Source organism: Microcoleus sp. bin48.metabat.b7b8b9.023 (assembly GCF_013299185.1).
Lineage (GTDB): Bacteria > Cyanobacteriota > Cyanobacteriia > Cyanobacteriales > Microcoleaceae > Microcoleus.
This window is the reverse complement of record NZ_JAAFKG010000061.1, coordinates 21,986-46,228: the sequence shown is the minus strand read 5'-3', so window position 1 is coordinate 46,228 and position 24,243 is coordinate 21,986. Positions and strand designations below refer to the sequence as shown.

The 24,243-nt window shown below is 45.9% G+C and carries 15 protein-coding genes; 9 read left to right on the top strand and 6 right to left on the bottom strand.

Annotated features, from left to right (window positions below; all coding sequences use genetic code 11):
* Positions 1-333 precede the first annotated feature (333 nt).
* Positions 334-621, top strand: a complete 288-nt coding sequence (locus QZW82_RS26665; protein ID WP_293155445.1) for a hypothetical protein — start codon at positions 334-336, stop codon at positions 619-621.
* 164 nt (positions 622-785) lie between these two features.
* Positions 786-5,321: a response regulator gene (locus QZW82_RS26660; RefSeq protein ID WP_293155442.1), complete on the top strand. Its 4,536-nt coding sequence runs from the start codon at positions 786-788 to the stop codon at positions 5,319-5,321.
* A 325-nt stretch (positions 5,322-5,646) separates the two neighbouring features.
* Here QZW82_RS26660 and QZW82_RS26655 read toward each other — a convergent pair whose 3' ends face one another.
* Positions 5,647-7,257 (bottom strand): NB-ARC domain-containing protein, encoded by a 1,611-nt coding sequence (locus QZW82_RS26655; RefSeq protein ID WP_293155439.1) that lies wholly within the window; start codon positions 7,255-7,257, stop codon positions 5,647-5,649.
* A 375-nt stretch (positions 7,258-7,632) separates the two neighbouring features.
* Between QZW82_RS26655 and QZW82_RS26650 the strand changes: the two genes are divergently transcribed.
* The 4 genes from QZW82_RS26650 to QZW82_RS26635 all read left to right on the top strand — a co-directional run bounded on the left by QZW82_RS26650 (position 7,633) and on the right by QZW82_RS26635 (position 12,910).
* On the top strand, positions 7,633-11,415 hold the full coding sequence (locus QZW82_RS26650; protein WP_293155436.1) for a VWA domain-containing protein: 3,783 nt from the start codon (positions 7,633-7,635) through the stop codon (positions 11,413-11,415).
* Positions 11,416-11,569: 154 nt separating this feature from the next.
* Positions 11,570-12,103, top strand: coding sequence for a hypothetical protein (locus tag QZW82_RS26645; protein WP_293155434.1), 534 nt, complete (start codon positions 11,570-11,572; stop codon positions 12,101-12,103).
* Between the two features lie 334 nt (positions 12,104-12,437).
* On the top strand, positions 12,438-12,641 hold the full coding sequence (locus tag QZW82_RS26640; RefSeq protein ID WP_236505969.1) for a hypothetical protein: 204 nt from the start codon (positions 12,438-12,440) through the stop codon (positions 12,639-12,641).
* On the top strand, positions 12,638-12,910 hold the full coding sequence (locus QZW82_RS26635; RefSeq protein WP_106150286.1) for a type II toxin-antitoxin system RelE/ParE family toxin: 273 nt from the start codon (positions 12,638-12,640) through the stop codon (positions 12,908-12,910). Before QZW82_RS26640 ends, QZW82_RS26635 begins: the two co-directional genes overlap by 4 nt.
* 89 nt (positions 12,911-12,999) lie before the next feature.
* Here the strand turns inward: QZW82_RS26635 and QZW82_RS26630 are convergent, their stop codons facing one another.
* The 5 genes from QZW82_RS26630 to QZW82_RS26610 all read right to left on the bottom strand — a co-directional run bounded on the left by QZW82_RS26630 (position 13,000) and on the right by QZW82_RS26610 (position 17,036).
* Entirely contained in the window at positions 13,000-13,251 is a 252-nt protein-coding gene (locus QZW82_RS26630; protein ID WP_293155423.1) for a DUF2281 domain-containing protein, read from the bottom strand.
* Between the two features lie 108 nt (positions 13,252-13,359).
* Entirely contained in the window at positions 13,360-13,695 is a 336-nt protein-coding gene (locus QZW82_RS26625; protein ID WP_293155420.1) for a DUF5615 family PIN-like protein, read from the bottom strand.
* Positions 13,679-14,002, bottom strand: a complete 324-nt coding sequence (locus QZW82_RS26620) for a DUF433 domain-containing protein (RefSeq protein ID WP_363318917.1) — start codon at positions 14,000-14,002, stop codon at positions 13,679-13,681. Before QZW82_RS26620 ends, QZW82_RS26625 begins: the two co-directional genes overlap by 17 nt.
* A gap of 119 nt (positions 14,003-14,121) precedes the next feature.
* Positions 14,122-14,733, bottom strand: coding sequence for a Uma2 family endonuclease (locus QZW82_RS26615; RefSeq protein WP_293155417.1), 612 nt, complete (start codon positions 14,731-14,733; stop codon positions 14,122-14,124).
* A gap of 641 nt (positions 14,734-15,374) precedes the next feature.
* On the bottom strand, positions 15,375-17,036 hold the full coding sequence (locus tag QZW82_RS26610; RefSeq protein ID WP_293155414.1) for a glycosyltransferase family 39 protein: 1,662 nt from the start codon (positions 17,034-17,036) through the stop codon (positions 15,375-15,377).
* Between the two features lie 74 nt (positions 17,037-17,110).
* Here QZW82_RS26610 and QZW82_RS26605 point away from each other — a divergent pair, with 74 nt between their 5' ends.
* From QZW82_RS26605 to QZW82_RS26595, 3 genes are all read left to right on the top strand, one after another.
* Positions 17,111-18,607 (top strand): hypothetical protein, encoded by a 1,497-nt coding sequence (locus QZW82_RS26605; RefSeq protein WP_293155411.1) that lies wholly within the window; start codon positions 17,111-17,113, stop codon positions 18,605-18,607.
* Between the two features lie 570 nt (positions 18,608-19,177).
* On the top strand, positions 19,178-19,741 hold the full coding sequence (locus QZW82_RS26600; RefSeq protein ID WP_293155408.1) for a hypothetical protein: 564 nt from the start codon (positions 19,178-19,180) through the stop codon (positions 19,739-19,741).
* 813 nt (positions 19,742-20,554) lie between these two features.
* A complete protein-coding gene (locus tag QZW82_RS26595; protein ID WP_293155405.1) occupies positions 20,555-24,019 on the top strand; it encodes a DUF4347 domain-containing protein in 3,465 nt (1,154 codons plus the stop codon).
* Positions 24,020-24,243: the final 224 nt, after the last annotated feature.

Sequence of the window (24,243 nt, the reverse complement as noted above, 5' to 3'; positions counted from 1 at the left end):
CTCACCTCACCGTAAACCTGGTTTTGAATGGTTACGTTGTGGGTAATCTTGGGTTCTACGACCTCGTTGATGTAGTTGCAAGCATCCGCAAACGCCTGGAGGGTTGTCTCTATTTTGGCAACCTGTTCAGGAGTGGGGTTAATCTTACAAACTATCGTCAACACTTGCTTTTCCATGCCAATATTATATCATTGCAGTGAACTACCTACACCAACCGCAAAGGGGTATGGTCTAGGCTTCCCAATTCATCGGGAATCGCCAAAGCGAACTCCGTAATTCTGTTGGACTTACATTCCCTCCAAGGGCTAAGTCCTTCCAAGACCCAATTATGGCGTGACAATCATTACTAGCTACTTTGCCCGCTTGGCGATCGCGGAATTGACTGCTTGGTTTTCACAATCGCCCTCCGCGTTTATGCTGTCTGTAGTTCAATTATATCAAAGATTGTTTGTTTCGGCGGTGATGGTCTTCCTGTCCTATGTCCTTCGGACAGGCTACGCCTACGGAATCGGTCAACCATCCCACCTCAACAAACCTGGCTTTCATCCCACACCAATCTGTAAACGATATGATGTGGGGATTCCCGCCGAACTAGCTAAAGCTGTGAAAATACTACACTGACTGTGGGGGGCGACATACCCGATACCTTGGAAATACCGAGGGCTTTTGCAAATCCGCCCACAACAGTCAAAACACGCAGGCCGTGCGATCGCCAATGCTAAACAACCTACGTCTCCAACCTCCCCAGGCTACTTGCTTAGTAACACCGTGAGGAGGCCGACGCCATGCAACTCCGAAAAAAAACACTATTAATCATCGGTGCAGCTCTGATCAGCCTGATTGTGGTTCTCTATGCCACTGCATCAACCATTTTGCTGCACGATTTTAACAACCTGGAGGCACAGTACGTCCGCCAGGATGTCGCGCGGGCTTTGGATGCCTTAGATGATGACTTGTCGAATTTAGACACCAGCGCCCAAGATTACGCCGAGTGGGATGATACGTACTCTTTTGTCGATACACGGGACCAGGAATTTATCAAGTCAAATTTCGTCAATACGACATTTGTTTACTTGAGATTAAACTTATTGGTGCTGCTGGACTCCGACGGTAAGACCATCTTCAGCAAAGGTTTTGACCTGAAATCCAAAACCGAAATCCCAATTCCGGCAAGCTTGCAACAGCACTTGACCGAGGCGCTGATCGAGTCCCAGACAAGTTCTGAGGAGGGGTACCCCGCCAAAACAGGCGTCGTCACCCTGCCAGAAGCCACGCTGCTGATAGCCTCAAAACCGATCGTCAACAGCAACGCTCAAGGCCCGCCGCGGGGGACGCTGATCCTGGCACGCTACCTCGACAACACCGAAATTGGTTTGCTTTCGGAACTGACTCACCTGTCAGTGGATTTTAGATTGCCGAGTTTAGATTTTAAAGTGGGAGCCACGAACTACTCCGGGCCAGGCGCTAAGGTGCTGGCTCGCTCCAGGCAGGATTTGGACAATCTCAAACTCAAAATTTCCAACCTCAAATCAGTAGAAATTTTAATCGAGCCGCTCAGCGACAGCGTAGTCGCAGGATACGCCCTGATTCGGGACATCCGGGGCAAGCTAGCGCTGCTGCTGCGAGTAGAAGTAGACCGGGTAATCTCTAGGCAAGGTCAGGCTACCCTAGAACTCTTTACTTTCTCGATATTGGCAGTAGGTTTAATATTTAGCGCGATCGCCCTGCTGTTGTTAGAAAATTTAGTCTTGGCGAGATTGGCGGACTTGAGCACTAGCGTCAGCAACATCGCAGCCAACGGCGATCCAGACTTGCGCGTTCAAATGGCAGGAGGCGATGAACTCAGCAGTTTGGCCGACACCATCAACCAAATGCTAGAAGCATTGGGCAATTCTCAAGTCGAACGCTTAAGGAGCGAAGACCGCTATCGGTTGATGGCAGAAAACTCAACCGACATGATTACCAGACACAACCCCAAAGGCGTGTTTCTCTACGTCTCGCCCGCCAGCAAAGCTTTGCTGGGATACGAACCTTCCGAACTGATCGGCGGCCTCCCCAACCATTATTTTCACCCGGACGATGTAGAAACCGTCGCCAAAGCTCACTCGAAAGTCCTGGCGCTGCCAATTACTTACACCGTCAGCTACCGGATCCGCTGCAAAGACGGCAATTACATTTGGTTTGAAACCACCAGCCGCACGATCCGCGATCCCGAAACGGGCTCGGTGCAAGAAATTATCGGCGTTTCCCGCGACATCAGCGTCCGCAAGCAAACAGAACAAGAACTCCGAGAAAGCGAAGCTGCAATTAAAGCTTTGTACCAAGTGACTTCTGCTCCCCGTACAGACCCGCAGGGCCGCCTTTCTACCTTTGATTTGCGCCTCCAAGAACTGCTGGCAATGGGATGCCGACATTTAGGCCTTTCCGTGGGAATTTTGTCGCACATTCAAGGCGACAACTATCAAATAATTGCTGTTGAATGTCCCGATGAGTCGATCGACAAATCACAAATCTACGATCTGGAAAAAACCTTTTGCGTGGCTACAGCAATGGCAAAAGAACCGATGTACTTTGAGTCGGTGAGGTTTTCGGGTTTGTGTTTCAATACTCCCAATCCTGCCTTCAACATCGAAGCTTACATGGGCACTGCCGTCACCGTGGCAGGTGAAGTTTACGGCACTCTATGCTTCTTTGCTCCGACTCCTCTGACAGAACCGTTCCGAGCTGTAGATAGAGAGTTGGTGAAACTGATGGCTCAGTGGGTGGGCAGCGAATTAGAACGCCAGCAAACAGGCGTAGATTTGGCAAAAGCTCGCGACGAAGCACTGGCTGCTACCAAAGCCAAAAGCGAATTTTTGGCCACCATGAGCCACGAAATTCGCACTCCTATGAATGGAGTCATCGGCATGACAGGTTTACTGCTGGATACCCGATTAAGTCAGGAACAGCGCGATTTTGTAGAAACTATCCGCAGCAGTGGCGATGCTTTGCTGACGCTGATCAACGATATTCTAGATTTCTCGAAAATTGAGTCGGGCAAATTGGACTTGGAGGAACATCCGTTTGACATCCGCACTTGTATTGAAGAATCTCTCGATTTGGTAGCTGCTAAGGCGGCACAAAAAAAACTGGAATTGGGTTACTTGATCGATCGCTCCGTACCACCAACAGCGCTTGGTGACAGCGCCCGCTTGAGGCAAATTTTAATCAACTTGCTCAGCAATGCTGTTAAATTTACTGAATCTGGAGAAGTGGTGGTTTCGGTGACTGCCAAAAAGCTTGCAGTGTCCACGATCCACGCTCAAGAACTGCCAGCAATTAATGGCGAACCGCGAGCAATTCACAAAGTATACGAAATACAATTTGCGGTTAAAGATACTGGTATCGGCATTCCGTGCGATCGCATGGATCGGTTGTTTAAATCTTTCAGTCAGGTTGATTCTTCAACGAGCAGGCAGTACGGCGGTACGGGATTGGGCTTAGCAATTAGCAAGCGTTTGGCCGAAATGATGGGCGGCAGGATGTGGGTGCAAAGTATGGGTTGTCTGGCTGGCAATCCTCCGGGAGATTTTAAAGTGGCAGTTTTTGAGATCGCAGGTGAAGAATCTTGCGAAATTGCCGAAAAATATGGCTCTAGCAAATCTTTACTCAGCAGCGAGCCGATCGACCAAAATCCCCAATCCGCGGGCTCTACTTTTTATTTCAGCACGATCGTTTCTGGCTGCAACAGTTCCTTACCAGTTAATTTGAGCACTACTCAACCTGAATTAACTGGGAAGCGAGTCTTAATAGTCGATGACAATGCAACCAACCGCCAAATTTTGACTCTCCAAGCTCAGTCTTGGGGAATGGTGCCTAGGGCTTCAGCTTCGGCTCGTTTGGCTTTAGATTGGATCGCGGCTAAAGAGGTGTTTGACTTGGCAATTTTGGATATGCAAATGCCACATATGGACGGGTTGGCTTTAGCTGCGGAAATTCGCCTGTATCCCGAGTGCCAAAAGTTGCCGTTAGTGATGCTAACTTCGATCGGCAGACAAGAAATTAACACCCCTGCGATTGAGGTGGATTTTGCTGCTTTTTTGAACAAGCCGATCAAACAATCTCAGCTTTACAATGTTTTAATCAATATTTTTGGGAAACAGACTGCTGAAATTAGAGTGCAGCGAACCAGCGGGCCTTTATTGCAAAGCATACCCGTGCTGGCCGAGAATTTACCGCTGCGGATTCTGTTGGCTGACGATCATTTGGTGAATCAGAAGGTGGCTTTGCAAATTTTGCAGCGGATGGGGTATCGGGCGGATGTGGCAGGAAACGGTATGGAAGTGCTCGAAGCCTTGCACCGCCAGCCCTACGATGTTGTGCTGATGGACGTGCAAATGCCGGAAATGGACGGTTTGGAAGCTACCCGCCGCATCCGCGAGGCATTTTCAGCAGCTTTGAATTTAGAAAATAGCAGGGAAGAATCAGAAGTTTCAATAACTGACGGAGAATCTAACAATGGCAAATCCCAAATCGAAAATCCCAAATTTAGTGATGAGCAATCTAACAATAATCCTGAATGTAGTGATGAGCAATCTAACAATTCAAAATCCACAATCCAAAATTTAAAATGGACGAGGCCTTGGATTGTGGCGATGACGGCAAATGCGATGCGGGGCGATCGCGAAGAGTGCATGGCTGCGGGGATGGACGACTATTTGAGCAAGCCGATCGAGATTGAGGAGTTGGTTCGAGCTTTGAGCGCGTGTAAATCTCGCTCAAATGGGGAATTCGATTGTCCGCAGCCGATTTTTTGTGTGAGCTCGCAGATTGAACAGATAGGAGGAACAAGTGACTTAGAAGTGCGATCCTCTTCGAGGGCTGCGCTAACGAATGCGGCTGTGGAAAATCAACAAGTGACAATGGCCAATTCATCCTCCGCTGTCAGGTGGGGTGCATCAAATGTCGATCGAACTTTGTCAGAAAACGGCGATTGTCTGAGTGCCAAGATTATAGAGGGACTGAGAGATGTCGAAGCTTTGGAAGAGGCGATCGACATTTACCTCGAAACAGCCCCCGAACTGCTGCAAGACATCTCTGCGGCTCTGTCAAACGCCGATCCGCTAGCTTTGCGGCGAACTGCTCACTCTTTGAAATCGATTAGCGGTACTCTCGGTGCTTTTCGCTTGTTTGAGTTGTGCGAGGAACTAGAAATCATGGGCCGGATGGGGACAGAGGCAAATAAGCCTTTATCTGGGCTGGACTCCGGCCTTTTACAACAAGTTGAGGCCGAGTATCAAAGAGTCGAAACGGCATTGAAAATCGAACGGGAATACAGCTAGAAAATGCAAAACAATTAATCTGAATCCGGCAAATCTACGCGATAAACAGCATAAGGTACGTTGTTGGGCTTCAGCCCTCTTAGTTGCAGTGATTGTACCATTTTAAAAAAGTTAAATATTGTAGGGTGCGTCAGCTCGTAGCATAATTTTGAGGCGGGTATCGAGAATTGGCTGACGCACCCTACTACTGTCATATCTATCAATTATTTTAACAGAAAATCCACAAAATCATTATTTTGAAAGAGGTAGATTGGGATTGATGGTGGCGTGAGGGCGGGTTTATGAAATTGTGGGTTTTTGGCAATTATTTTCGGTGAACCCGCCCCTACAGATTTATGTTTTTAACCTCCGTTAACAATGGCAACTCTATATTTCCACACACCAAGTCTGCACAATTCCACTGTCGCAAATACTCACAAACTTCAGAAATAATCGCATTTGCCGCATCTAAATTTCCCGCCTGACGTGCATGATAGTGCGCTCTGATTAACGGCTGAATATCCTCGATATTTTGCCATGCCGATTTTGGTTTGAGCGGAATGCTGATATAATAATTATAAGCTCGATCGTGCGCGGTACGGAAATCTTCGGGATTTTGACTTAGCAGGTGTTCGCCCTTTTCTCGGACTAGCGGATGCAACTGATAGGATTTGAGATGGCGATCGTAATATAGCAATTGTAGGCGCTTCAGTGCAAGGATAATATTTTCTTTAAGCTCATACTTGCTGACTTCTGGCATTTGAGCGCTAATGCCGGCAAAAGATAGGGGATAATCTGAGGTTTGATAGACAGAAATTCGGCTGAGACAAGTTTGCTCGCCGTCGCCCAGACGCGCTAGGATTTCATCAATTAATCTCTCAATATCTCGAACCAGCAACCAGTCTCTCTGGTGTAAAAACATCCCGACATTTCCTTGAAATTCGGTATCGTCTCGAATCAAGGCTGCGACGAGTTGTAAAGCTTTGGGATGTCCAGAATAGCGATCGCCCATTTTCGCTAATTCCTCTGGATTTGCAGTCAGGTTAAAGGATTGCAACAGGGAAATTGCGCTATCTGGCTCCAATCCGTTGAGCTGGATTTCGCGGGTGACAGTTGGCGGCAATTCGGCTAAGCTTTCGCGACTGGTGAAGATGATTTTGCTTTGATGTTCTGTTTCTAATAGCTGTTTGAATAACCAAGTATATTCTGCACGATCGCCCGCGAAATAACCAGCCGTTTTTGCTTCTCCTGCTTGCAAAAGTGTGTCGGCGCGATCGAAAACGAGCAAGCAAGGTTTGTCTCTGAGGATTTTGAGCAGATTTTCGGTTTTTTTGCCGCAGTCATTTTGAGCGTTGGTGGCGGTGGTGATGTCGCCGTTGGAGAGGGTGAATAGGAGGGAGTCAATTGTGCGATCGCATGGGGGTGCTTTGCCTGTTGCGGATTCCAAGGATTGCCAAGCGGCGCTGGTGAAGGGGGTTTTTTCGGTGTGGAGTTGGCGAATTAGTTGGCTGACGAGGGTGGTTTTGCCGATTCCGGGTAATCCGACAATTGAGATGGTGGTGATATCTGAGTTAATGATCGTAGTTTTTAAGATGTCGATTTCTTTGGTGCGCTGTACCCAATTTCTGACGGGGGGTAAGTTTTCTGGGAGGGGGAAAGTGCGATCGGTTTGGTTGTCTAGGGGGATATCTGCGATCGCGGCTGCTAAAAGTGGTTCTGTTTTCTGAATTTTGTAGCCTTCAGCAATGTATTCCCAGTTTTCTATTTCTACTGCTTTGCAAATATTGATAAAGTTCTCTCGTCTAATTCCTATTTTCGCCCAAAACCGCTTTAAGGTAGCTGTTGAAACTAAAGCGGCAACACACCAAGTATCCTCAGTTTTATTCCATCCGAGATTGCGTCTTACCATGTCAATGATTTTTAGCCCTTCTTCGGATGCTCTGAGCAAACCAGCCATTGGTACTCCCCTACGGAAACTCTGCGTTAGTCAAGAATGTTACACGATCTGGTGAGCCGAGAAGTGAGCCAAATGAGACAAATGAGCCAAATGAGCCTTTGATGCTGAGCCAAATGGTGAGCCGTTTAGCCTTTGCAGATTCAGGATTGTGGAGTAATGTGAAATGATGTGCTTGGCTATCAGCTAGGTTTGATGGTGCATTTGAGGGCGATCGGGCATACAGCTTATCTGCTGTTGGGAGCAATGTAAAGTTTTGTTACAAGAATAGGGCAATTTGCATAAAAAGCAGATGAACGTCCTGATAGATATTTAGGAAAGCTTGCTAGGCGGGCTTTGCTGGTTTTGACGCAACTATATTTTTGAGGAGATGGGATTATGCAGTTACTAAAAGATGATGTGTTGTTGGGTAGTTCAGTGGATGTAAGTGCGATCGCACCTCTGGAGGAAGAGATTAAGGGCGATCGAATCTTGTCCTATGCTTCGGATACCCGCAGTGCTAGCCAGTTAGGGGCCAGTTCGTCTTTCATTTCGACCTTCGACGGACTAAGCGGACAAGTTGGAACGATCGATCCGTCAGCAAAATTCACCCAAATTGCTAGTACCTTCAGTTTCTCCGACATCGCTGTTGCTAAAGACGGGACGATTTTCGGAATTACGCCTACTCAGTTATTCAAAATCGATCCAGTATCGGGTTTAACTTCATTTGTTGGCGGCCTTCCTGCGGGTGTCAACATTAATGCTCTAGAATTTGCAAATGATATCCTTTATGCGGCTGGGGATTCTAACTTATACGCGATTAATACCACTAATGCGGGAGCATATTTAATCGCCAACTTGGAATCTGCTGGATTCAATAGCAGTGGGGACTTGGCATTTGATGCTCCGAATAATCGATTTTTAGCGACATCGAAGGGGGCGACAAGCGATAGTTTGTATGCAGTGTCTCTAACTGGTGAAGCAGCCAAAATTGGCGATATTGGCTTTAGTAATATTTTAGCATTGATGTTTGAGGGCGAGAAGCTTTTTGGTTTCACGGCGGATGGATCGCGAATTGCGATAAATCCTGGAACGGGAGCGGGGGTTTTTGATACGCTTGTCAAGGGTATTAGCGATCGAATTGGGGGAGCATCTGGTATTCAAATTAAGAAAGGAGAGGTACTGTCGAGCACTCCCGGAACAATTTTGTCAGCAGATACGATCGATGTGTTTTTGCCACCAGGTAGCGAAATTACTTTAGAAATAACAGTCACGGTGCCTGGGGATGGTTCAGAGCCTATTAGATCGGTTCGCAGTATAGAAGAAAATGGCGATCGGAGTGCTTCAGTAGTTACTAATCAGCTACCGCTTGATGTTTTTCTGCTGCAAGACCTTTCAGGTTCGTTTGATGACGATTTGCCTACTGTACGCAGGCTAGTACCAAACTTAGTCAGTGCATTGCAGAAGCGCCAACCAGACAGTACATTTGGAGTGGCTTCTTTCACAGATAAACCTATAGCTCCATTTGGAATAAGTGGTGATTATGTCTATCGTCTAAATCAGCAACAGACTACTGATGCAACAGCCATACAATCAACAGTAAATAACTTAACTGTTCGTGACGGAAGTGGCGGAGAATTTGATGGGCCGGAAGCACAGCTAGAAGGACTACTACAAACGGCACTTCGCAGTCAAAGTGAAATTGGTTTCCGTGACAGTGCTCGCCGTGTTGTTGTTGTAGCAACGGATGCAGAATTTCATCAGGCTGGCGATGGGAGAAAAGCTGGCATTACCAAGTCCAATAATCTCGACACAATTCTTGATGGAAATCCGCCGGGAACTGGAGAAGATTATCCATCTGTTCCCCAGGTTCGACAAGCATTGATTAATGCTAATCTTGTACCAGTTTTTGCTGTCACCAAGGATCAAGTTGCCACTTACAGAGACTTGGTTGATGACAGCGATGGTGATGGATTGGGATTTGGTTCTGTGGTAGAATTAAAATCCGATAGTTCTAATTTGGTGGATGCGATCGCCACAGGGTTAGACGTAGTTGGAAGAGAAATTAATGTTGTTCCTGTTAGTGATGAATTCGGTTATGTGAAGGAGATTACACCGCCTAAGTTTACTGACGTTTTGCCAGGACAAAAGCTGACTTTCAGGGTGAAGTTAAAGTCTGATGGTAAAGGTGGTAATGATACTTTGAACTTGCGGGCTCTTGGTTTTGGCGACACGAAGATTAATATCCGAACAGAGCGAGTTCCTAATTTACAACGAGAAGTTGATGCAGATTTTTCTCTATCTCCCATAAAAAATTTACTAAAAACAGGGATAGATACAACTTTGAATGGGATCGTCGCGGGTAAAATTAAACTAGAAGAATTACTCGATCCTGTTACAATCCAAGTAGATCCTCTAATTAATAACGTAACAACACTTTTGAATGATGCTTCTACATCTCTTAAAAACAGTCCCTACGGAACGTTGCGTCAAGATTTTAAGGTAGGAGATAAAAGCATCGTAGAGAATCCTGCAAAACGCCTTATTGATATTCAATATGTTTTGCCGAACGATTCAAAGCCTGTGTCGCCAACGCCTTCCCAGCAAGGACAAACCTGGTTAGTTACGCACGGTTGGAACGATGGCCCTGACGGAAAAACCTTTAAGCTAGCAAAATCTATTGCTAACCTAAAAAAGAATGATACAGTTCTATTTTTAAATTGGCAACAAGCATCTTATAATGGTAAAAAAAATAAGGATGTTTCAGACTTATTTGCTGCCGTGGAAGGAGGAAATTTAATTGCTGCCCAGTGGATTAGACCTGTGGCTGAAAAGACAGTAGAAATTCTCGAATCTTTAGGAATTGATGCAAATAAAGCAAGCCAAAGTCTAAATTTGATTGGTCACAGTCTTGGCTCCTTACTCAGTGCGGAAATTGGTTCGATATACAAACAGAAGCAAGGAAGTCCGGGAACAGGTGTTAAAACTTTAACTGCTCTCGATCCAGCATCACTAGGTATCTTGAACTTGCAAACACTCGGATTCGGTAACTATGATGTAGATGGTAGAAACGATAAGTCAGATGCTCCCCAACGTTTCGATCAAGTAGCTGATTTTTCCAGAGCGTTTGTAGGCAGCAGAAGTTTAGCAGGAAATCAAACATTTGCTAGTCAAGCAGAAGAGTCATTTCAAATGGATTTTGGATTGGGGCGTCGCGACGCTGCTAGCGAACATGGTTGGGTTGTAGATGCTTTCAGAAATTTAATTGAAAACCCTGGAATAATTGGCGAACGTTTGCTCAATTCTCAACCATTTGTTGATGATACTATAAAAATCGATGCTTATGGTTTTCCACTGCCACCAGGAAACGTCCATGAAGGAGTTTTAGCACTTAATTCCCCTAAAGGAGTAGAAGGCCTTCCTGAACCTATTTTATTAGTTCAGAAAAATAAATCAGGCAATGACGATGATATTGTCTACGGCACTTTTATAGACAACGTTGGAAACAACAAGCTAGACGGTAGTAACCTTTTTGGTTTATTTGGAGGTGGTAACCCAATTTTCACAGGCTCAGGAAACGACAAAATCTTTGGCGATTCTGGTAATGACGAAATTAATGGTGACAGCGGTGATGACACTCTCGATGGTGGAGCAGGTAACGATACGCTGATAGGCGGTGATGGGTTATTTGATTCTGGAAAAGATGTACTTGAAGGCGGAAAGGGCAACGACTCAATAAGGGGCGGTGGTGACATTGACATACTCACTGGTGGAACAGGCTCAGACACATTAGATGGTGGCGATGGGGATGATGTTCTTTTCGGTGGATTGGACAAAGAACAAGACATCCTAATCGGCGGTTTGGGTAAGAGTTTATTTCTGTTGGCACCTGGTACGGGCTTGCCTATTACAGATAAAGCCAATCGAGATAAAGTTGATATCATTGAGGACTTTCGGGCCGGTCTTTTAGTGCTTTTTGGCAGAACAGACGATATTCGAGGTATCAGTAGCATTGGTTTAACCAACGGTTTAAATATCAGTCAAATTAGTGTAGAAATTTTTGGAAATGTACCTTTTGAACAACCGAAAACTGCCATTATTGCAAATGGTGAATACCTGGCTGTCATCAAAGGAGAATGGTTGAATAAGGATGATTTGAGGCTTTTTGAACTACCAACTTAGCCAGATAATAAATGTTTAAAACCCTTAGTGTCATCCTCTGAAAGAATGCTTCAGAGAAAGGCGATCGCCCTTACGTCAAAAAGTGCGATCGCCCTCTAAAACAATCCCCACAACCACCGTCCTTAAATCCCAACCCTCTCACAGAGCTTGAATCATGATTAAACTAAAATTCAAAATATTAGCAACACTAGCCCTGATCGGTGCAATTGGCATAGATTGTACCAGCCTAGTCAAACCAGCCACCGCACAAACCGCCGCATCCCTAGCCTATCATCTCAAACAAGCAGGCGCTAAGCTGTATGGCGCTTCTTGGTGTCCTTACACTCGAAGACAGGCGCAATTGTTCGGAGATTCCTTCAGCCAAGTTCAATACATTGAATGCTACCCCAATGGTAGAAATGGTGAATTTAATTCGCAGTGCCAAAGAGCAGGAGTTTATAGCTATCCTACATGGGTAATTAGTGGTCGCACGAATGATAGTATGATGTCTATTCAAGAACTAGCCAACTTTTCTAACTACGGTACACCTTCAAATACCAACGACAAAGTAAAAATATGTGACTATAAAGCCGACCTGATTTTTTATGAAAGAAATCCTCAAATGTTGGGTCGGAAAATCTCTAGTAGTCAATCTAGTTTAGCCAGTGAATGGTCAGGAATTAGAAGGAATATTCGGGGATGTCAGTAACGCATTAAAGCCCTAGAATAAGTATTGCAGGACTGATGCGCTCCGACAAAGAAACCGGGTTTTTACCGAATTTTTGGGCTGTGGCGAAGTATTTTCGCAAAAACCCGGTTTCTGGGCTCCATGCGTAAGACTTAATCTGATTATAGATAAAGAGCAGTTTAGTTTTATTTTAGCAATTATAATCGGTTTAGTTCCACAGGCGATCGCCCTTACGACAAAAAGCGCGATCGCCCTTAAAATCAGAATAGACAAACAACATCTAATTTGTTATAATTGACTAAAACTCAACCTATGAAGCATCATTCCCTTCCAACTCATCTCACCATAAAAGTGTATGAAAATAGAAGATTATCCACTGGCTAAAGAATTGATATTCGATGCCGAAGGCAACATTAGTCAAGTTATTCTAGATTATACCGACTATCAGTATTTCCTAGAAGCGATCGAAGATAGAGGACTTCTATTGGCTATGGGCGAAGTTAAAAATGAAACCCCGTTAAATTTACAGCAAGCACTTGCCGAACTGGAAACAGAATGAAAGTCGAATATCTACCCAGTTTTTTAAAGGATTTAAAAGCTCTTAAAAGTACGCCTGTCTTTGAGCAAATCAAGGATTTTGCTTTTGCGGAAATTCCAAATAGTAATGATTTACAGACAATTGTTAACTTAAAAAAATTGAAAGGTGATGATAATGCGTATCGGCTTCGGGTTGGCGACTATCGAATAGGTTTTTATTTTGATGGCGAAACTGTTACTTTTGCCAGGGTGCTTCACCGGAAAGATATTTATCGCTACTTTCCACCATAAAGCTGTTTTCACTCTGACAGAAGGTTTTGGGAAACTTGTTCTTGTCCTTTAAAGTAGTAGATTAATGTGTTTGTATCCAAAATATACATCTAAAAGCTCTCCCGCAAGATGTCTTCCCCCGACTCAGCACGAATCTCTTCCAGAGTAGGAAAGTCTTCTGCCCACGTTCGAGCTAGGGAATAAACCACTTCCTGCCAAGGAGTTAAAGCATCTACTGTGTCGGTGGATTGATTCCAATTCAGGTACTTGGCACGAATAGACTCAGCGAAAGTGAGAATTTCCCTAGCTTGATTTTGGGGAAGAGTTTTGACGATCGCATAAATCTGTTCAATAACAGTCATAATCTGATTATAGATAAAGAGCAGTTTAGCTTTATTTTAGCAATTATAATCAGTTTAGTTCCACAGGCGATCGCCCTTTACGACAAAAAGTGCGATCGCCCTTCGCTCTCACAAATACTCTACCATTCCCACCATATCTTCAGGTGTGTAAATTTCATAAAGCAAAATCAACATTTCTATTATTTGTCCGATCGAACGACTACCCTGTTTAAAGTAAGCCACACCAGGATGATCCTTGCTCATAGCAGCCATAACTAGAAAATCTCGATCCTGAGTCACAAGCACTCGCTGCTGTTGTTGAATAAACAACCACTGCTGCTCATCCATCTTAGTCCTTAATCCCGCTTCCACTGTTGTTGTCACATCAATGCTATAGAGACGTAACGCCCTAGCAATATCGCGATCGATATGCTCATCTAAATGAAACCTAATTCTCGGACTCACCTTTTAATTCCTTGATTTTTGCTTGTAACCTACCTGGATTTTGACGAATAAATTCATCCACAAAAGCATCATCTTCTGCCATTGTTTTGTCAATTTCTTGGCGATGATCGTAATAATAAGCCATAGCGTCATAAACTGCTGCTACAAGCAAATCGTACTTAGTAGCAATTTCTAAAAGAGAGTAACCCATTTTTAGGTGCATCACCATCACGTCCTGTACGGCGATTCTCGTTCCAGCAATCCGGGGTTTTCCGCCTCGTATTCCCGGTGTCATTTCAATGTGTTCTACGCTTACTGTTGTTGCCATGATTTTTGATTAGGTATGCTTCAAAAATAATACTATTATAGCCAAAACTGAGATTTTCACAAGCTCGATCGCTAAAAAGTGCGATCGCCCGCCAATAAATCTGCCACAAATTCACCGAATCAAACTTCTCCTATTTCCGGTGCAATTTCTCGATCTACCTCTTCAAAATTCACCTTATTATAGATATCTGCCACAGAAATTTCAAAAGATACAGAAGCAAGCGCGATCGCCTCATCCGATTCATTGTACTCAGCAAACGACCATCGCTTAGTATCCGTCTTAGAAAAATGTTCGATATATTTACGATTTTGGTCGAGCAACAAATATTCCTCAACCGTGGGAATCGTGCGGTATCCCTCAAACTTTTTGTCGCAATCGTATCCTTTAGTTGACTCTGAAAAAACCTCAATAATTACCCTGGGATTGGTAATCGTATCCTTGCGGTTATTATAATACTCCGGCTCTCCAACTACTACCATCACATCGGGATAGGTATAGATACGCCTCTTGGGCATCCACAAGCGGACATCGCTCATAAACACTCGATAGTCGAGTTTTTTGAAGGCAAAATTTAGTTCGGTACTAAAGTTGAGCGCTATTTGATTGTGATTAGTAGAGACATCTGGTATAGGAAATATTTCACCGTCAATATATTCGCTTTTGCACTCAGCAGCCTCCTCTAGTGCTAGATATTCCTCGGTCGAGTAGTATCGCTGTTCGGTAAGTTGCATAGTTCGATCGCAGATCATTTAACTAATTCTTTTGTTTAGTGTAACATTTTTCTGGAAACTCTACTACTTCTTCTAAAAAAAATCAAAAATGAATATTTAATTGCCATACAAGGCGATACAGATTTTTTTATCTGTCAAACTTGGTCGATCGTTCTTATTAACCCAAATCTTGTAGGGGCGGGTTCGCCAACCAAATTTTAAATTCACCAATCATCTCTATAAACCCGCCCCAACCCAACTAATAACCTTCATGAACCCAGACCGGAATTGGCGCATTTAAATTGCATAAAAATGATGTCGATCGAGATGTCGATTTAGGTTATTTGTTGGGTGGGGGCGGGTTTATTGTTTTTGTCTGTTAGCGGCACTGATTGTTGGTGAACCCGCCCCTACGCGAATTGGGAAAATTGCATAAAAATGATGTCGATCGAGGTTATTTGTTGGGCGGGGGCGGGTTGATTGTTTTTGTCTGTTAGCGGCACTGATTGTTGGTGAACCCGCCCCTACGATAATTGGGGAAAATTGCATAAAAATAATGTCGATTTAGGTGGTTTGTTGGGCGGGGGCGGGTTTATTGTTTTTGTCTGTTAGCGGCACTGATTGTTGGTGAACCCGCCCCTACGATAATTGGGAAAAATTGCTTATTTGCGAGTTACCACAACCCAATCGTCGGCTGTTTTGACAACCTCAGCATTCTTCAAGGCTAGATGTTTAAGAACAGGTTTCTCTAACAAAAAATAAGGTTGAGGGAGAGTTTGCCATTTCTGTTGCAGCGTCGGCGCGTCGGCGACGATAACTTGTCTCTGGCTGTAAAAATTCAGCGACGGACGAGGTAATTTATGAGATGTAAAGACTTGCTGGCCGGCTGGGGTTCCGGTGCGGACGATTTCGGCGATCGGCTTTACGGGATAATCCTCTCCTAGTTCCCAAACCCAGTTATCGGAAGCGAACAATACTAACAGCGTGACGTAAGTTCCCCAAATTAAAACTAATAAAAATTGTCTGTCTTTGCGGTGCAGCAATACGGCGGCTTGTATCATTGTCAAAGCTACAAACATCAGCATTAACTGCAAGTCGCGCTGGGGCGACACAATTTGTCCGCCCAGCCGTACCCAGCCACTGAAGTAGGCGCAGCCGACGGCACCAACTATGGCTATTACTATCAAAATTGCTGGATGAGGTAACAAAGATATAGCATTAAAATATTCTTCAGTTTCGTCTTTTGCGGATTCTTCTGGGGCTGACATTTGTTCCCAAACTTCGGCGAGATAGCTACCAACTGCTAAAGCAAAAGCTGGATAAACTGGCAACACATACCAAGGTAATTTGGTATTCATCACGGAAATAGCTAGCAGGTATACTCCCGTCCAAACTAATACTAATTTGGCACCGGGAAATTTGCGATTTTCCCAACTCAAGCGCAGCCCTTGCAGCCAAAATAACTGCCAGGGCCATGCTGATTCTAAAATTTCTAATAGATAATACCAGGGCGGGCCTTTGTGATTCCCTACAGTGTTGGAAATGCGCCGGAAAGATTGGCTGACTAAATTGGTGTTGATGAAATCTTGGCCGTAGTGCAGCCATTGGGCAAAATACCAACCTGCTACTGGCAAAGTTCCGATCGCCAATCCGCCCCAAAGATACCCAGAAGTTAGCAGTCGCGGGGTATCCCAAACCAGGAAAACAAAGCCGATCGCGCCCAGCAGCAGCCCCAACATCACGCCTTTCGTCAGGCAAATCAGTCCGAAGCCAATCCCCGCGCCCAAAGCGTAGCGCAAATCGCGGCGCGATCGCACCAAACACCACATCGCAAACAGCAAAAAACACAAAACTGCTCCGTCTAACATCGCCAAACGTCCGTGCCGCACTACCGGAAGCAGCGTCAGATAGACGAAAGCCGAAAAAATGGCGATCGAGCGCTGCGGAAACAACTCCCTGCCAATGGCGTAAAGAAGGGGTACTGAAGCCGCCGTCAGCATGGCGGGTACCAACCTCGCCGTCAATTCGCTGACACCACCTGCCCTAAAACACAGCCCGATCAGCCAGTGTACCAGCGGCGGCTTGTTTAAATAAGGCATAGAGCCGATCGTCGGATACAGCCAATTTAAATTACCGCGCCAAATTTCGCGGCTTACCTGGGCTGCAATCCCTTCATCCCAATCCCGCAACGCCACGCCGCCCAGATTCAGCGCGAAAATCAGCACCGCAGCCAACAGAAAAGCCAGCATCCACAGTTTGTCTGTCAAGCTGTCATTGAAGCGAGTTTTCGGTTTGCGGCTTAGGAATCGAAAGATTTCTGACATAACTTAAGAGAGTTTTTAGCGTCCCAAACAGAAGGTAAACTTATACAGCAGTTATTTGCGATCGGGGCAATACCATGAACTTACCTGTAATCATAGATATTATAATTGGCTTAGTGTTTATCTACCTGACTTTAAGCTTGCTAGCTTCCGAAATTCAGGAACTGATTGCTACTGTTTTGCAGTGGCGGGCGGAACATTTAAAGAAGTCGATCGAGGTGCTGATTTCTGGAGGCAGCGAAGGCACCAAAGATCCGCTGCAATTGCAGCGAGTCGGACAGTTGGCAAATTCGATTTATGCCAATCCGATTATCAAGGATTTGAATCAAGGAGCGAAAGGTCTTCTATCACAGGGATTTCGCTCTGTTACCCACCGCATGGGAGATTTATACCGCCGAATGACTGGTACTAAGAATGTTTTTGGCAATAAATCAACAGGGCCGTCTTATATTCCAGCCGATAGTTTTGCTGCGAGCCTTTTGGATACTTTAAAAATTGCTCCTTTGGTGGAATCTATCTCTAAAGGCAGACTGGAGAGATTTAAAGATTTACAGTTGGCACAAATTCAAGTCATTGGAGAGGGTCTGAATCTGCCGGAGTCTAAGAAACCAATTATTGAGCAAGAATTTGGCTGGCTGACTGCGGAGTTTAATCGAGTTGTTGAAGATTATAAAAATGATTTGGGAAGTTTGAACAACTGTTTGGATAGGATGTCAGAAAAGTTGGGATTTTATATTAACGATTCTCAGGTTTATCTGCCGGAAACCGAGCAGGGAGGAAGAGAATTTCAGAGACAGATGGCTTTTATTAAGGCGAGTTTTGATAGCGAGTTTGAGCGGGCAGCTTTGCGGGCGCAACTGCAACCGAGTTTGAGCAATTTGTTAAATACCGTGAGGAAAGTTAGGAAAAGTCAGGATACGGTAGCGCAAATTATGGATGAGAAACAGGAGAGTCCAATTTACAAACAAATTCAAGAAACCTTGGACAGTATGCCAGAATCTTTGAAACGCAGTCTTTATATTTTGGCACAGCGCGCTGAAACAGGCGGTGGAGATACTCAAGAGCAGTTGCAGCGGTTTCAGAAAGAAATTGAAGGTTGGTTCGATCGATCGATGGAGCGCGCTTCGGGGGTTTACAAGCGGAATTCTAGAGGGGTGGCGATTTTGCTCGGAACTGCGATCGCCCTGACTGCTAACGCTGATACGATTACTATTGTTAATCGGTTGTCGAAGGATTCGATGTTGCGATCGACTGTTAATTTGTACGCTAAGCAGTTGGTGGAAAAAAATGCTAACACAAAATTGGATAATTTAACCAATCTCACAAAAGTTCAAAATCAGGTCGATCGAGCTTTGGATAATGTAGCTCTACCTTTTGGCTGGAGCGAACCGAACAGGTTAGAACTAGATGCCCAGGGGAATGTATTGTTGCCGACTTTGATGGGAAAATTGTTTGGTTGGATGCTGAGCGGCGTAGCGATTTCTATGGGAGCTGGTTTTTGGTTCGAGGCGCTCAACAAGATTATTAACATCCGGAATGCGGGGAAAAAACCGCCCTCTACTACAGACTCGTGAAGGGTGGTATTGTCGAACCAGACGCAACTTTCACATTAAATATAAGGTACGCAATCAGGTACGTAGTTGCGCTTCAGCGCTCTTATATATTGAAAGAGCGCCCAAGCGCAACTACGTACCTAATTTGCATCAGAGTGCTTGTGTCTGCGATCGAGTATTTGAGGTTTAAGAGCGCCCAAGCGCAACTACGTACCTAATTTGCATCAGAGTGCTTGTGTCTGCGATCGAGTATTTGAGGTTTAAGAGCGCCCAAGCGCAACTACGTACCTAATTTGCATCAGAGTGCTTGTGTCTGCGATCGAGTATTTGAGGTTTAAGAGCGCCCAAGCGCAACTACGTACCTAATTTGCATCAGAGTGCTTGTGTCTGCGATCGAGCATTTGAGGTTTGAGATTTTAGATGGGATCGATCGCAATCGGGGGTTTTGAGGACACTTTGTTGAAGCGGTCACCTACAGGATAATGGATCTATCGGTAATTACTGACCGATCGCTAATTTGGGAAAATACAGAAAACATAAATTCCGTGCGATCGCGGATGGCAGCACCAGAGAAATAGGCGAAACTGATAGATGAGTGCAATGGCCGCGAGCCAAACCAACCTAGTTCCTGCCTGTTTCCAACGCTCTGACTCCAAGGGTACATCTACCAGCCAACACCCTTTTGGAGGAAGGAATATGTTCACTTCTTTGACGGAAACCAATCCCGCCTCGGAATACCAAAATCCCGGATCCAGAAGTTTTGCATTTAATGACTCCAGCATCAATGACGGCGGATATTTTGTCTCTGGGATTTTCGCGACGCTTGCAGTAATTTTAGTCAAGTCTATGTCTGACGGGATCCAGCAAGTTATCTCGGCACTTCAAAAATATGCCTCTATCCTGATTAGAGAGATTGACAAAGTTTGCACAATTTTTGGCGGCACTTCAGATTGCCTCGAACCAGATGACAGCCAATTGCTAAAAAGGCACAGTTCCCTAAGTGACAAAAACGGACTGGGTTCGTGTTATGCCGATCGAGATAGCGACACACTCAGCAACGGCCGCGGGTGCGATCGGTTGTTTGCTAAGGAGAGTGATGTAATTGAGGTTGTGGAACGTGCTGAGGGTGATTGGCCACAATGGAATTGTCATTAACCGCGTGATGGGGCGCGACGGTGCGATCTGACTGAATGTGCGATCGATCGTATCAACTCCCGTTAAATAATTCTCATAGCCTTTGTAGTGTAGTGACAGCCCAACTCCGCAAAGTTCCTGTGCCCGCGCGCAAACAACTTAAGTGCGATCGATTAATCGGCACTTAATGTCAGACTGTTTCGATCCTTAGTAAATGCCACAAAACCAACTTGGTATCAGTATTCTGGTGTTTCAAAAATCTAGCCAGCCACGCAGCCTATCTCGTACAATTTTAGATTTTCAAAGTGGGGATGACTGAGGTCGCTCCTAGTTTTGCTCTGGCCTATACTTGCATTCTTGGTTTTCATTGACGCAATCATTCAAAAGGTATTATATAATTCATTCTCAAATTCGCTGAAATACAGGTAGGGACTTAGGCTGAGCCGTGTCCGCATACCCGAAATATCAGACTAAACACAAAAACACTCAATCTAATTTAAAGGGGTTGCTGAGTAGTAAATTACGCTTAGCCCATTTTTTTGTGCCGATAATTATCGGCATTTACAGCTAATAATTCTGAAAAATCCGGCTTTAAAAAAGCTGTATTTTTTTTGAATGTGCGCCACACATTTATTAGATATTCCAACAATTCTTGCCAAAAAATCGAGTAACTACAAGCGCAAGTATGTACAATCCGGAAAATAAAATATTTAAATTATTAATTGGTAAATGTTGCACTATTTTCAAAATAGGTGTTAATATGAATTCAAATAAGACTGATAAGAACACTCCTGGGCTGTATCTACCAATAACGCCCTTAATGGAGTATCACAAATGAGTTCTACATTCGCTCAAACCAGCTCACAATCTTCTTTGGAAAAATTGCACCCACGTTCCTTAGTATTCATTGATTCCGGGGTGGAAGATTACGAGTCAATTGCAGCGGGAGTGCTACCTGGACAGCAGGTAGTAATCCTCGATAGCACCAAAAATGGCATCCAACAAATTACATCTGAAATTGAAAACTACGCCTCTACCAACGGGGCGATCGACTCGGTACACATTATTTCTCACGGCAGTTCTGGCAGCCTGCAACTCGGTAATACCGCTCTGGGTTCAGATAACATCGATCAATACAAAAGCCAGTTGGAAAAGTGGCAGACTTCACTAGCTCCAGAAGCCGACATCAGTCTCTACGGTTGCGATGTAGCAGCAGGGACAGGCGCTAGTTTCGTTGACAAGTTAAGCGAATTAACGGGGGCTGACGTTGCTGCATCCACCAACATCACTGGTAAAAACGGCGACTGGAATTTAGAATTTTCTAAGGGTCAAATTGAATCTCCCTTAGCCTTGAACTCCGATGTGATGGCAAATTACCAAGGTGATTTAGCTACTATCGTCGTCACGAATAATAGCGATAGCGGAGCAGGTTCCTTGAGAGCTGCGATCGCCTCCGCTGTTGCCGGGGACACAATTACCTTCGCTCCTGGTCTAGCTGGTCAAACCATCGCCCTTACCAGCGGTCAAATCGATATTCCCGTTGGCAAAAACCTCACCATTGACGGCGCCGGTGCAGCGGGTTTAACCATCAGCGGTAACAACTCATCCCGTGCCTTTTTTGTCAATGCAAACGTTGTGACTGCGACGAATTTTGCGGTCAAAAATCTCACTCTTGCCAACGGTAAAACGACTGGGACAGGTGGGGCGATCGGCACAACCGACGAAGTAAGGCTCACAGTAGACAACGTTCAGTTTAATAACAACGTTGCCGATCAAGGTGGTGGGGCAATTTTCGGTAATTTCAACAATACCCTGACAGTATCGAACAGTAAATTCAACGGCAACATCGCCACCGCAGCTAATGACGAACGCGGTGCAGGTGCGATCGGCTTTTTGAGCTCCAAAGCTTTTACTGTCACCAACAGCGACTTCACCAACAACAAGGGAATTAACGGTGGGGCAATTAACAGCCTTCAGGGCAAGTTAACAATTGACAATTCGCGATTCATCGGCAACGACACCAGCGCAGCCTCTTACGCAACAGGTCAAGGTAATCCTGGTTTAAGGGGTAACGGTGGCGCTATTTACACAGACAGAGCCAGCGGTCTAAATGAAGCTTCCGGCACAATCAAGATTACCAATAGCGTATTTCAGAACAATAAAGGTCGAGGTGAAGGAGGTGCAGCTTATCTGTTCACGGGCAGCCAAGACAATGTAATTTTGGAAAACACCACCTTCCAAAATAACGAAGTTATGGCGCTAACAGGCAGTCCCGGCGGTGGAAATCCTGGAAACGGTGGTGCGGTAACGGTTTTGAGCGACAGCACCAACCAGGGATTGACTATTACCAACACTAGCTTTGCTGGCAACAAAGCCAACAATCAAGGTGGTGGCCTGTGGATGCGAAATGCCCCTGCTACGATTACTAACAGCACGTTTTCTGGCAACTCCACCGCGTTTGCTGCTGGTGATTTCAACAAACTGGGCGGTGCCATGACTCTTGGTGCACGCACAACTATTGTCAACACGACGATCGCCGATAATAGCGCCGGTTGGGTTGGTGGAGGTATCTTCGCCGATGCCAATAATGTCACCCTCAAAAACACGGTTCTTTCCAACAATACAGCGGCTAACGGAGGAAACCCTTGGGGAATTCAGCAACACGTCACCGCCCAATATAGCGATCAAGGAGGGAATTTTCAGTGGCCGCCCAAAAACCCCAATGACGGCAGCGATGTCAATGCTACGGCAAGTGTGACCCTCGCAGATCCCAAACTCGGCCCCCTGCAAAACATCAACGGCGCTTTAGTCAGGCCTCTGCTGCTCGGAAGTCCAGCAATTGATAAAGGGGTTGCAAGTGGCGCACCCGCTTTGGATCAACGCGGCGTGACTCGCCCTCAAGATGGCGATACTATTCCAGGGGCGATCGTTGACAGCGGCTCTTTTGAATACACCAATGGAGTCGTGCCAACTCCCACTCCCACACCAACTCCGGCGCCGACACCAACACCCGCGCCAACTCCAACTCCCACACCAACTCCGGCGCCGACACCGACTCCGGCGCCGACTCCCACTCCCACACCAACTCCGGCGCCAACTCCGACACCCGCGCCGACTCCCACTCCCACACCAACTCCGGCGCCGACACCAACGCCCGCGCCAACTCCAACTCCCACACCAACTCCGGCGCCAACTCCGACACCCGCGCCGACTCCCACTCCCACACCAACTCCGGCGCCAACTCCGACACCCGCGCCGACTCCCACTCCCACACCAACTCCGGCGCCGACACCAACACCCGCGCCAACTCCCACTCCCACCTCCGATGCTTGCCTGCTCGATGGCCTCAATGCCCCGCAACTCGACCCTGCTACCATCACCCCCAACCCCGTCCAAAAAACTGTCAATGGGGGTAACAATGCCGATTTCATCATGGGTAGCAGCATCCCCGAGTCGATTAACGGACTTGGTGGCAACGACACTATCTACGGACTTGGCGGCAATGACAACATTGACGGCGGTGCAGATAACGACGCGATCTTCGGCAATGACGGCACAGATTTCATCCAAGGTGGTGCTGGCAACGATACCATCAGTGGTGGCAAAGATAATGACACTATTCTTGGCGCCGATGGTAATGACTTCTTAATGGGAGATTTGGGCAAAGATACTGTTGCCGGCGGTATCGGTAACGACACCATTTTTGGTGGCAAAGATGACGATATCTTGCTCGGTGAAGATGGCGACGACTACCTGGTAGGCAACTTAGGAAATGACACAATTAATGCTGGCAACGGCAACGATCTTGTGTTTGGTAATGAAGGTACAGACTTGCTGTTTGGTGGAGCAGGAAATGACACGATTTACGCCGGCAAAGACAACGACAGTCTCGATGGCGGTATTGGCAACGACGTACTGTTTGGTAACGATGCAAACGATGTTCTATGCGGTGACGCCGGTAACGATACGCTTTTCGGCGGTAAGGGTAACGATCTCTTTGCTGGCGGTGCTGGTTCCGATTTCCTTTCCGGGGATATAGGAGATGATACTTTGACTGGCGGTTCGGGAAGTGATGTGTTTTTCCTAAATCAAAGTTTGGGTAGCGACATCATTACTGATTTCCGCAAGGGCGAGGATTTAATTGGGTTGGCTCCCGGTTTGAGTTTCAATCAACTCAGCATTGCGTCTAGCAGCAATCAAACTTTGATTAGCGTGACGGGTACCAATCAATTGTTAGCGAAGCTTAACGGTGTACCCGGTACTCTCAGCGCTGGCGATTTCACTCAGGTAACAATCTAACTGCCTCTGGTAGGGTGCGCGACGCGCACCTTACTACCGGCAAAACATCGGGTAGGGTGCCCGGCGGGTTGAATGTTTTGACTAAAGACTGAGAATTTCCTCCCGCTGCATAGGTGTCAACTTAATCTCAAGTCTAGTCAGAGATTGTGGTTTGACTATTAAATCCCGATCCCCCCTAGCCCCCCTTAAAAAGGGGGGAACAAGAGTCAGATCGACAGTCCCCC

Bases quoted from the DNA above. Each gene is read 5' to 3' on its own strand.
- QZW82_RS26660 (WP_293155442.1), top strand. From the start codon at position 786: ATGCAACTCCGAAAAAAAACACTATTAATCATCGGTGCAGCTCTGATC.
- QZW82_RS26655 (WP_293155439.1), bottom strand. From the start codon at position 7,257: ATGGCTGGTTTGCTCAGAGCATCCGAAGAAGGGCTAAAAATCATTGAC.
- QZW82_RS26650 (WP_293155436.1), top strand. From the start codon at position 7,633: ATGCAGTTACTAAAAGATGATGTGTTGTTGGGTAGTTCAGTGGATGTA.
- QZW82_RS26645 (WP_293155434.1), top strand. From the start codon at position 11,570: ATGATTAAACTAAAATTCAAAATATTAGCAACACTAGCCCTGATCGGT.
- QZW82_RS26640 (WP_236505969.1), top strand. From the start codon at position 12,438: ATGAAAATAGAAGATTATCCACTGGCTAAAGAATTGATATTCGATGCC.
- QZW82_RS26635 (WP_106150286.1), top strand. From the start codon at position 12,638: ATGAAAGTCGAATATCTACCCAGTTTTTTAAAGGATTTAAAAGCTCTT.
- QZW82_RS26630 (WP_293155423.1), bottom strand. From the start codon at position 13,251: ATGACTGTTATTGAACAGATTTATGCGATCGTCAAAACTCTTCCCCAA.
- QZW82_RS26620 (WP_363318917.1), bottom strand. From the start codon at position 14,002: ATGGCAACAACAGTAAGCGTAGAACACATTGAAATGACACCGGGAATA.
- QZW82_RS26615 (WP_293155417.1), bottom strand. From the start codon at position 14,733: ATGCAACTTACCGAACAGCGATACTACTCGACCGAGGAATATCTAGCA.
- QZW82_RS26610 (WP_293155414.1), bottom strand. From the start codon at position 17,036: ATGTCAGAAATCTTTCGATTCCTAAGCCGCAAACCGAAAACTCGCTTC.
- QZW82_RS26605 (WP_293155411.1), top strand. From the start codon at position 17,111: ATGAACTTACCTGTAATCATAGATATTATAATTGGCTTAGTGTTTATC.
- QZW82_RS26600 (WP_293155408.1), top strand. From the start codon at position 19,178: ATGAGTGCAATGGCCGCGAGCCAAACCAACCTAGTTCCTGCCTGTTTC.
- QZW82_RS26595 (WP_293155405.1), top strand. From the start codon at position 20,555: ATGAGTTCTACATTCGCTCAAACCAGCTCACAATCTTCTTTGGAAAAA.